This window comes from Microcystis sp. M53598_WE2 (assembly GCF_030067735.1).
Classification (GTDB): domain Bacteria; phylum Cyanobacteriota; class Cyanobacteriia; order Cyanobacteriales; family Microcystaceae; genus Microcystis; species Microcystis aeruginosa.
Genome location: NZ_JASJFE010000863.1, coordinates 1 through 11,422, shown reverse-complemented (window position 1 = coordinate 11,422; position 11,422 = coordinate 1). Strand labels below are relative to the sequence as shown.

The window sequence follows — 11,422 nt, the reverse complement described above, 5'->3', positions numbered from 1 at the left end:
TCAGCGATAGGTTATGCCCGAATGCTTCGCCCGTACAGGACGCAGGTCGATGAAGATGCAAGGTTTTGAACCACGATTCTCTCAAAATCTTGCACCTGTGAGAACAAAACAAAACACTAAAACCCTTACCTCGTCTATAGCGGTTCTCGCATCTGTGCGGCACACTTAAACCTTTGCTGATTAAGCTGTTCAGGATCGGGAATGTACCTCTTGTGAATCAGAAACGCTATATATTTCATATTTATTCAGCCAACCCTAGGGAGTTTGGGGAGAGAAGCAGGAGATTTTTGGGGGATAACAAGGGTTTTTCTCTAGAAAAATTGCCCTTGCCTCCCCGTGTCTCCCACTGCTCCTTGTAATATCTCCACAGACGATTATTCTTCTTCGTAATCCTCCTCGAAATCGTCCTCCTCCCCTTCCTCATCAGCTTCTGACCAGCGATCGCTGATGGGTTGGCGACTAAAGCGACTGCTGCCGCGGGAGGAGAGGAAAGCCATTTCATCATCCTCTAAATCGACCACATCACCCTCAGCGTAGGCGCGAGCGGTTTGATCGTCAAGAATCATATCGCTATCCTCACTACTATCGCCGAAACCGGGACGAGGAGGCAAGCCGAGGCCGCCGGGGGGAGCGTAATAGCTACGATTGTTGTAGTTATATTCCTCCTCTGGGGGGGTGTAATCACTGATCCCCGCCGTGTTTTCGTGGGAATTGAAGCCAGTACCCGCCGGAATCAGACGACCGATAATCACGTTTTCCTTGAGACCCCGTAACCAGTCGGACTTGCCTTCGATCGCCGCTTCGGTGAGGACGCGGGTGGTTTCTTGGAAGGAGGCGGCACTGATAAAGCTATCGGTATTCAAGGAAGCTTTGGTGATTCCCAGTAGTACAGGCGTATATTTAGCTGCCGCCCCACCGGTGATCGACATGGCTTCGTTTACCGTCTCCACCTGTCGCAGTTCCAACAATTCCCCAGGTAACATACTGGTATCGCCGCCGTCATCGATCCGCACCTTAGAGGTCATCTGACGCACGATCACTTCAATATGTTTATCGGCAATATCGATCCCTTGGGATTGGTAAACCGACTGTACCTGATCAACGAGGAACATCTGGGTTTTTTCCAAGGCTTTCAGGGCTGCCTCGTAACTGCCCAGGCTATCCACATAATAATTAAAGAACACCTCTAAAATCTCGTGGGGATTAGCCTGACCATCGGTTAACGCCTGACCCACATCAATACGCTGATTATCGCTCACCAGAGGGTTTTGACTGCCTAAAAGCGGATATTCACTGATCGTGCCGTCATCCTCGACCACCTTAATATCGACGATCTCAGAATCTTGGTACTCCACTTGACAAACTCCCGGCTTGCGTGCCAGGACACAGGCCTCTTTCGGTTTACGCGCTTCGAGCAGTTCTTCGATTCTCGGTAAACCTTGAATGATATCCCCGGTTTTCGAGCGCTCAAACACCAACAGCACCAAATTATCGCCCCGTTGGACCAGATCTCCCTCGTCGATGTGCAGAATGGCCCCCGCCGATACTCGGTAGGGTCGGGCCTTACGCAGACGGATTTCATAGCCAGTGGCGGTTTTGTCAACGGCCAGCACTTGACCGGAATTGGGGGCTAAAACTCCGGCAGCGATCTCAGCTTCGGCGATTACCAGATCCCTGGCCTTGACGGTGGGAGCAACAGCGAGCGGGAGAATAAACTCGTCACGGTCACTCACAATTAAAAGACGGCGCACCGCTTCGCTGCCCTTGCGAATCCCGCGAATTTCTCCAGCTTCCTTACACTGAATCTCAGTCCGGGCCACCACTGCCCCCGGTGGGATTTCATCGCCATCTTGGACGAGAACGCGAGTCTGAATATTACCGCCTAAAGGATCATTATCACTATCCCGACGCAGCACCAGAGATTCGAGAATAACTAACTGTAAACGCTGACAATCCCTGTCCTCAATCGGTTCTAACTCGATATCGGCCGTCAGATGGGAGACTGATTCTGGTTCTTCGCTGGAAATTTCGAGGACTAATTGGGTGCTGATCAGTTGACAACCCTCGACGGATTTAACTCTTTCACCGTCTTTAAAGAAGATGCGCTGCACCGATCGCAGTTCGATATGTCGTCCTCCTTCTTGGTTAGCGGAACCTTGGGTGGGAGAAGTGGATTGGTCTTGTACAGTGAACTCCTGTACCGGTCGCAGTAGTAAACCCAAACCCTCGTTAGTTTCCACCCATTCCGCTTGCCGTAACTCCTCGATCGTGACTTCGGGGGTTAACTGTGTCCCGGGGTAAATTAACTGTTCTTGGGCAATTCCGGAGGATTCCGGTTCGAGATCCATAAATAACAGCCCCGGTTTGACAATGATCTCCCGGAGGATGTCATTTTTCTGGATGACTTCCACCACACCGCTAGAGTTACAGAAGATGTCTTTAACCACTTCTTCCCCTGCTTCCACATACTGCCCATCTTCCACCTGTAAGAGGGAGATATCTTTATTAACTTCGTGGGTTTCTTCGGGAATCCAGAGGATCGTGCCGCCTTTGGTGATTTCATAACCCTGTTTGCGGCTGCCTTTGGCGACTTCGATATCGACGTATTTAATCATGCCGCCGGTGTGGGTTTGATAGCGATCGTCGATTAACTCGGCGACAATGGCATGATTCTGTACTTTTGTCCCCGGAGTGGTTTTCAGTAGGAAGCTTTGACCATCTCCCGTATGAATAATAAACTGTTCCCGACCGGCACTACTTTCTACTTTTACCTCGGCCTGATCCAAGGACACGGAAGCGGTGACGATATCGATTTCCCGGCTATTGGGGGCTAAACGCACCAAACCGCCGTTAGTGGATACTAACTTAGTTTCCGCTAGAACATCCCCCACTTGTACTTGATCGCCGTTACTGACCACGGGTTCGGCTCCTGGGGGCAAGTTATACACTTCTCCGGAGAGAATCCATAGTAATCCCCCCCGTTGGGCGATGCGGGTGGTATTGCCTTGGCGATCGGTTTTTTCTTCTGGCACTAATTGGGAGAATAGCACCTCACCAGCTAAGTCACTGGTTACGTCTTTTGTGGCTTTTTCCGTGGATTTTTGGACTTTATCGGAGGTAATTTCCGCTAGTAACTGTTCCTCGCTTACTGTTTCCCCATCGGTGACGAATAGCAGCGAACCAGGAGTCAAAGAGTAGGTGACAGTTTCTTTAGTTTTATCCTTGGGTGTTAATTTAATTTCCCCCGGTGCCTCCACCTGATCCCGTTCATCCCCGTGGCGAGTTCGCACGTTACGGATACTTAACCCCGGCAGAAAACGCACGGTTCCCTCGAAGGGACTCCGCACTTGCCGGGCCACTTCTCCGGTAAATACGCCCCCGGTGTGGAAGGTACGCATGGTTAACTGAGTCCCTGGTTCCCCGATCGATTGGGCGGCAATAATTCCCACTGCTTCCCCCATATCTACCGGATGACCGTGGGCCAGACTCCAACCGTAACAGGTTTGACAAACCGAGCGGGCTGCTTCACAGGTTAAGGGGCTGCGGACTTTGATTTTATCGACGAGTCGCCCTAGTTTTTCGGCGGTTTCGTCATCGATAATCTGGTTGCGGGTGGCGATCACTTCTCCATTGACCACCACATCTTCGGCCAAGGAACGACCTAATAGGCGATCGCTTAAGGGAATTAACACGCGATCGCCATCGGTCATGGCGGTTAATTCAACATAACGATTAGTGCCACAATCTGCCTCGCGGACGATGACATCTTGGGACACATCGACGAGACGACGAGTCAAATAACCGGAATCTGCCGTCCGTAGGGCTGTATCAACTAAACCTTTGCGCGCCCCGTAGGAGGAAATAACGTATTCGGTAACGGTCAATCCTTCCCGGAAGTTAGTCTTAATCGGGAGGTCGATAATTTCCCCCTGGGGATTAGCCATTAATCCCCGCATTCCCACTAACTGACGCACTTGGCTCATATTACCCCGCGCCCCGGAGAAAGCCATCATATAGACGGAGTTGAGGGGATCGGTGACTTGGAAGTTGCGAATTACTTCATCTTTAAGCGATTCAGATGTACTATTCCAAGTGTCAATTACTTTTTGGAAGCGTTCCACTTCGGTGATTTCCCCGCGCACATAACGCTGTTCGGTTTGCCGGATTTCCTGTTCGGCACTTTCGATCATCTGTCGTTTAGCCGGCGGTACGGTTAAATCATCCACACTAATGGAAACCCCTGCTTTGGTAGCGAAACGAAACCCGAGGTTTTTCAATTCATCGGCCATTTGTGAACAGCGCGCCGAACCGTAGTTTTGATAGGCCCAAGCGATCAGTTTTTTCAGTTTTCCTTTGTCAACAGTTTGGTTATAAAACATCTCGATCCGGGTAACAAGTAAACAGCTATTAGCTATCAGCCATCAGCATTCAGCTATCAGTTAGAAAAGGGAACAGGAAACAGGGAATAGAGAACGGGGAATAGGCAAATTTTTACTTTACTGTCCTTTTTTTGGCTTTTTCCTTGAAAATTCTCTCCTGTCTCCTGACTGGAAAGAGGGTGTAGGGTGTGGGGTGTAGGGAAAGAAACCTCTTTCATCTGTGGGGGTGAAAATTTTTTCATCGGGACTGACTCCTGACTTCTCACTGATAACTGATAACTGATAACTGATAACTGATAACTGATAACTGATAACTGATAACTGAAATTACACTTCCGATTCTTCTTCTTCAAGGTCTTCCGTGGTTAAGGATTCGTAGGTGGGGCGAGAGGGGGCGCGACGACCGACATCGACCATCAGATCCACCTCCACATCGCGGGAAGTACCATCGGGGGCATTTTCCACCTTGTGAACGGCGATATCGAGGCCGAGGGATTGCAATTCTCGCATCAAAACCTTAAAGGATTCTGGCGTACCAGGGCGGGGAATCGGCTTGCCTTTTACGATCGCATTTAAAGCCTCATTCCGTCCTTGCATATCATCGGATTTTACCGTTAGCAATTCCTGCAAGGTATAGGCTGCCCCGTAGGCCTCTAGGGCCCAGACTTCCATTTCTCCGAAGCGCTGACCCCCCTGTTGAGCTTTACCGCCCAGGGGTTGCTGGGTAACCAAGGAGTAGGGACCGGTAGAACGGGCGTGAATTTTATCATCAACCAGGTGAACCAGTTTTAACATATAGGCCATACCGACGGTAACGGGACGGTCAAAGGGTTCGCCGGTGCGACCATCATAGACGGTGACTTTGCCGGCGTGTTCTTCCTTGAACACCCAATCGCGATTAGGTTTTTTCGAGGCGTTTTCTAGCAATCCGTGGACGGTTAAACGGCTGGCTTCTTCCCCATACATTTCGTCAAAAGGAGTAATCTTAAAGCGCACGCCCAGATTTTCGCCGGCCCAACCCAGTAAACATTCAAACACCTGACCGACGTTCATGCGACTGGGAACCCCTAGGGGATTAAGAACGATATCGACGGGGCGACCATCGGGGAGGTAGGGCATATCTTCCAGGGGCAGAATCCGAGAAATAATCCCTTTATTGCCGTGACGACCCGCCATTTTATCGCCCACTTGGATTTTGCGTTTTTGGGCAACATAGACCCGCACCACCATATTGGCCCCGGGGGGTAATTCATCCCCCTGTTCGCGGGTAAATACCCGCACATCTACTACCCGGCCTTTTTCGCCGTTGGGGACGCGTAGGGAGTTATCCCGTACATCCCGGGCCTTTTCGCCGAAAATTGCCCGCAGTAGTTTTTCTTCGGGGGGTTGGTCTGATTCGCCTTTCGGGGTGACTTTCCCCACAAGGATATCGCTGGCTTCTACCCAAGCGCCGATGCGAATAATACCGCGTTCATCGAGGTTTCGCAGGGCATCTTCACCGACGTTGGGAATTTCCCTGGTGATTTCCTCTGGCCCAAGTTTAGTTTGACGGGCTTCGATTTCGTATTTTTCGATGTGGATACTGGTATAGACATCTTGTGCCACCAGTCGTTCACTGATTAAAATCGCGTCTTCGTAGTTATAGCCTTCCCAGGGCATATAGGCGACGAGGATATTCTGGCCGAGGGCGATTTCTCCTCCTTCGGTGGCGGAACCATCGGCGAGAATCTGCCCGGGGACAACCTGTTCACCTTGATAGACTAAAGGACGCTGATTTAAGCAGGTATCTTGGTTAGAGCGTTGATATTTCTGAATTTCGTACTCGATCTCGCTCTTGCCGAAAATCTCTTTGTCTTCATCCGCCACTTTGATGCGAATCCGGTTAGCATCGACGTAGGAAACAACCCCATTGGTACGGGAAACGATGACCATGCCAGAGTCGCGAGCGGCCTGTGCTTCCAATCCGGTACCCACAAGGGGACGTTCGGGACGCAGCAGGGGAACCGCTTGTCGTTGCATATTAGAACCCATGAGGGCGCGGTTAGCGTCGTCGTGTTCGAGGAAGGGAATCAGGGAAGTTGCCACCGAGACAATTTGGACGGGGGAAACACAAACGTAGTCCACTTGTTCGGGGGAAGTGGTGGAGAATTCCTGCCGATAGCGCACTGGGATAGTTTCGCCGAGGATATAACCATTTTCATCGGTGGCCACGTCTCCCGGAGCCACCCGCAGATCGTCTTCTTCGTCGGCGGTTAGGTATTTAACGGGGAGATCATAGCGTACTCGGCCATTTTCCACCACATAACAGGGGGTTTCAATAAAACCGTAGTCGTTGACGCGAGCGTAGGTGGCCAGGGAGCCGATTAAACCGGCGTTGGGACCTTCTGGGGTTTCCACCGGACAAATGCGACCGTGGTGGGAGGGGTGGATGTCGCGCACGGCAAAACCAGCCCGTTCCCGGGTGAGACCGCCGGGGCCGAGGGCGGAAATGCGGCGTTTATGGGTCAATTCCGCTAGGGGATTGGTTTGATCCATGAACTGGGAGAGTTGCGAGGAACCAAAGAATTCTTTAATCGCCGCTACTAGGGGTTTCGGGTTGACTAGGGAAGCGGGGGTGAGGTTTTGGGATTCGCTGACGGTCATCCGTTCCCGAATGATTCTTTCTAAGCGGTTTAAACCTACTCGCACTTGGTTTTGTAGCAGTTCACCCACGGAACGGACGCGACGGTTGCCGAGGTGGTCGATGTCGTCGGTGTTGCCGATGTCAAATTCGAGGTTAATTAGGTAGTCGATCGCCGCTAAGATGTCGGTGGTGGTCAGAACGCGCTGGTTATCGGGGACGTTGAGGCGTAGTTTTTTGTTGAGTTTATAACGACCAACGCGACCGAGATCGTAGCGTTTATTGTCAAAAAAGCGCGATTCGAGCAGTTGTTGCCCGCCGGTGACGGTGGGAGGTTCCCCGGGGCGTAGTTTGCGGTACAGGTCGAGGAGGGCCTCTTCTTCGCTGGGATTGCCTTCTTTGTCGAGGGTTTTTTGGTAGAATTCGGGGTGGCGTAGGGAGTCAAAGATTTCGTTATCGCTCAATCCGATCGCTTTCAGGAGAACTTGGGCGGATAATTTGCGGGTTTTGTCGATTCTGACCCAGACTAAGCCGTTTTTGTCGGTTTCAAATTTTAACCAAGCTCCTCGATTGGGAATCAGGGAAGCGGAGTAGGTGCGGCGACCGTTTTTGTCGATTTCGGCTTTGTAGTAAACACCGGGGGAACGGACGATCTGATTGACGATGACTCGTTCGGCCCCGTTAATGATAAAGGTTCCCCGTTCGGTCATCAGGGGTAAATCGCCGATAAAGACTTCCTGTTCGATGTTTTCTCCCGTTTCTTTGTTGATTAGACGGGTGGGAACGTACATCTGAACGGAATAGGTGCTATCGCGTCGTTTGGCTTCATCGACGTTGTATTTCGGTTCTTTGAGTCTGTAGTCCTGGCCGAGAAAATGTAGTTCTAATTTACCTGTATAGTCGCTGATGGGGGAAAAGCTATTCAGTTCCTCGATTAGTCCTTCTTCCAAAAACCACCGAAAACTGGAGTGTTGGATTTCGATGAGGTCGGGTAAGAGGTTAAAGGTAAGATTGTTCATTATGGTTACAAGGGCTGATGACACGATAGCGACGGTCGGGAATTGCTCTCGGAGATCGGGGTTTTTAGGGGTTGGGTGTTGGGGTTTTAGGGTGTTGGGGTTTTAGGGTGTTGGGGTTTTAGGGTTTTAGTTGAATTCCCCCATTTCCCCATTTCCCCGTCCCCTGCTCTGTGCTAATAAACTATGTTTTTTAACTGGGGAGTTGAAATAAGTTGCGGGCGTTCTGGGTGGTTTGTTCGGCTAGGGTTTCGACCGGATAGCGGCGCAGACGGGCGACGGTTTCGGCCACGTGGAAGACGAAGGAGGGTTCACAAGGTTTACCGCGGTGGGGATTGGGGGAGAGAAAGGGGCAATCGGTTTCGATCAGTAGGCGATCGCTGGGGACAATTTGGGCGGCAGCTTGCACAGTTTTACTGTTTTTGAAGGTGACAATGCCGCTAAAGCTGATGTAAAAACCCAAATCTAAAAACCATTGAGTTTCTTCGGGGTTGCCAGTCCAGCAGTGCATCACGCCGCGAATTTTGCCCACTTGTTGCCGAAAGGCGCTGATTTCCTCCCGCATGACCGGGGCCGCATCTCGACAATGGATAATCACGGGTTTATCGAGACGATGGGCGATTTCTAATTGCGTCCAAAAGACCTGTTTTTGCTGCTCTTGATTATCCGCTTTATAGAAGTCTAAACCCATTTCCCCGATCGCCACGACGCGCCGATCAGATCGGGCTAGGGATTCGATCTGATCGGCACTATTATCTCGCCATTTTTGGGCATCTAGGGGATGTAAACCGACGGCGAAGGAAATTTCCTCAAATTGATCGGCAATGGCTTTAATCGCTGCAAACTCCTCCGGTTCGACACAGGAGTGAACCAGATGAACGACTCCCACACTTCGCCAACGTTCGGAGATAGCGGGCAAGTCGGCTTGCAAAACGTCAAAGTTCAAATGAACGTGCGTATCTATTAATTGCATCGACCCCCGATCGCTTGTTGCGTCTGTCCTGATTACAGCTTACTCGTTTCTTAGGAAGCTTGGCTAACTTTTTGCAAAGCTTTGGCTAAACCGGCTTTTTTTCTAGCGCCGTTGTTCCGGTGCAGGACGTTGCGCTTGACGGCTTTATCGATTTTACTGTAAGCTTCCGATAGAGCTTGTTGGGCGCTTTCTAGCCCTTCTGGGCTGGGGTTGGCTCCGTAGGCCGAGACAGCGACAAGACATTTTTTGATCAGGGTTCTTACGGCTGACTTGTACGCTTTGTTGCGGAGACGATTTCTTTCGGAGATTTGGACTCGTTTGAGTGCAGACTTTGTATTAGCCACAGTCGTTTCTTGTTCTCAATACTGGTATGGTTAATCGGGACACAGACAAACCATAATAACAGATTTGTGCTATTTGTTGCAAGAGTTTTCTGGACAAGATTGGGGCAACCCCAGAGATATTTTCAGGATTAGGTTCCCACAGATGGGGAAGTGTAGATGACAGTAAAACTGAGCCTCAAGGAGACTCAGTTGCTAGTTTTTTAAGGACGGGAAGTTAACGAATGTACTCTTTGAGGATACTATTACGGTTGGGGTGACGCAGTTTCCGCAGGGCCTTGGCTTCTATTTGACGAATGCGCTCGCGAGTGACGTTGAAAATCTGGCCGATTTCTTCGAGTGTTTTCATCCGGCCGTCATCTAAACCGTAGCGCAGACGCAGCACATCGCGTTCGCGAGGACTAAGGGTATCGAGGACGTTTTCTAAATCCTCGCGTAATAAATTTTTAGAAACTTCATCTTCTGGGGTTTCCCCATCCGCTTCGATAAAGTCTCCTAAACGGGAATCTTCTTCTTTACCGATGGGAGTCTCTAGAGAAATAGGTAATTGGGCAGATTTAGCAATAAAACGCAGTTTTTCAATGGTCATCTCCATCTTGGTGGCGATTTCTTCCTCGGTGGGTTTGCGACGCATTTCCTGAGAAAGAATCTTGGTGGTTTTTTTGATCCGGGAGATGGTTTCGTAGAGGTGGACGGGAAGTCTAATGGTGCGGGATTGATCGGCGATCGCCCGGGTGATGGCTTGACGAATCCACCAAGTGGCATAGGTGGAGAATTTATAACCCTTTTCGTGGTCGAATTTTTCGGCGGCGCGGATCAAACCGAGAGAACCTTCTTGAATTAAATCTTGGAAGGAAAGACCGCGGTTCATGTATTTCTTGGCGATGGAAACCACTAAACGCAGGTTCGATTGTACCATTTTTTCCTTAGCGCGACGACCATGGTACAATCGACGCTTAAAGGCCGATAAGTATTCCTTTGATTTCGCCAGCCATTCTTCCACCAGGGGAGCCATTAGCTCCGTCTTACCTAAATAAGCCTTAATATCCGATAATTTCGGTTCTTTTTCCGATTTTTCGGCGATAATTTTTTCGATGCGCTCGAACAAGAAAACCTGTTTTCCCCATTCAGCATCGCTATAGAGGCAAAAATCTTCGCGAATGCGTTCTAATTTCAGTAGATCGGCGATTTTTCTCGCTAATTCGATCTCCTCCTCCGCTCTCAATAACCGAATCCTGCCGATCTCTTGCAGATAAATCCGAATCGAATCTTCTGTATAGGGTTTTTTTCTAGCGGCGTCGCGACGACGAGCGCTGGCAAGGCGGCGGGTTTTTTTGCCATCGTTGCTATCGCTGACTTCTTCTAGCTCTAACTCGATATCCTCATCATCGAAGTCTTCGTCTAGGTCAATCAAATCTAAATCCAATGGCGGCTCGGTAAGGGTTAGTACATCGTGGGCCTGCATCATGCCGTTTTCCTCTTGCTCCTTCTGTGCAAAACTAGAAGATCGAATCTCAATCTAGGTGATACTGAACAAATTTGTGTCTCAAATCCGAGACGGGGAAAGACTTTTCCGATTGTAGCTTTAATTACAACAAATGGGAGAATATCTTTGCTTAAATTCTCTTGTGTCGATGCGATTTTAGCGACACGGAATACTGTTTTAGCTCGGTCAACTCATAATCTGGCTCCTGCAAAAATTGGGTAAATGGCTGGAGGACTGAAATCCGATCACCGGTTTGTCTGCGGTGTTGACCAGATAGCTAACAATCAAAGGAATTATTGAACGGGTCAACTGTTCCCATTGGCAAGGGGAACAGCATCCCTATTGGCCCTTGCTAATTCCTTTAGTCCTTAGCTATTGTATTTAATTTGATCGGATTCTTGCGGATAAATTTTATCCCTCATTGCTTTTAGGGGAATCTTGTTTTAGTACACTTGCACCATGATAATTAGGGTGCAAGCTCATACTATTAACTTAGCAACATTTTAGAAATTTGCGAGACAAATTTAAGATTTGCTCCAACAGCGAGGTGGGGTGTGGGGAAGTGGGGAAGGGGGGTGGGGGGTGTGGGGTGTGGGGTGTGGGGTGT

The 11,422-nt window shown here is 49.9% G+C and carries 5 protein-coding genes; all 5 read right to left on the bottom strand.

The features are described from left to right. Positions 1–374: 374 nt before the first annotated feature. The 5 genes from PX636_RS17485 to rpoD all read right to left on the bottom strand — a co-directional run bounded on the left by PX636_RS17485 (position 375) and on the right by rpoD (position 10,797). Positions 375–4,379, bottom strand: a complete 4,005-nt coding sequence (locus PX636_RS17485) for a DNA-directed RNA polymerase subunit beta' (protein WP_002796211.1) — start codon at positions 4,377–4,379, stop codon at positions 375–377. Between the two features lie 327 nt (positions 4,380–4,706). Beyond that, a complete protein-coding gene (rpoB, locus tag PX636_RS17480; protein WP_002796210.1) occupies positions 4,707–8,018 on the bottom strand; it encodes a DNA-directed RNA polymerase subunit beta in 3,312 nt (1,103 codons plus the stop codon). Between the two features lie 190 nt (positions 8,019–8,208). Further along, positions 8,209–8,988, bottom strand: coding sequence for a TatD family hydrolase (locus PX636_RS17475; protein WP_288118071.1), 780 nt, complete (start codon positions 8,986–8,988; stop codon positions 8,209–8,211). A gap of 50 nt (positions 8,989–9,038) precedes the next feature. Further along, positions 9,039–9,332 (bottom strand): 30S ribosomal protein S20, encoded by a 294-nt coding sequence (gene rpsT / locus PX636_RS17470; RefSeq protein WP_002737368.1) that lies wholly within the window; start codon positions 9,330–9,332, stop codon positions 9,039–9,041. A gap of 214 nt (positions 9,333–9,546) precedes the next feature. Beyond that, positions 9,547–10,797 (bottom strand): RNA polymerase sigma factor RpoD, encoded by a 1,251-nt coding sequence (rpoD, locus tag PX636_RS17465; protein ID WP_002796209.1) that lies wholly within the window; start codon positions 10,795–10,797, stop codon positions 9,547–9,549. Positions 10,798–11,422 lie beyond the last annotated feature (625 nt).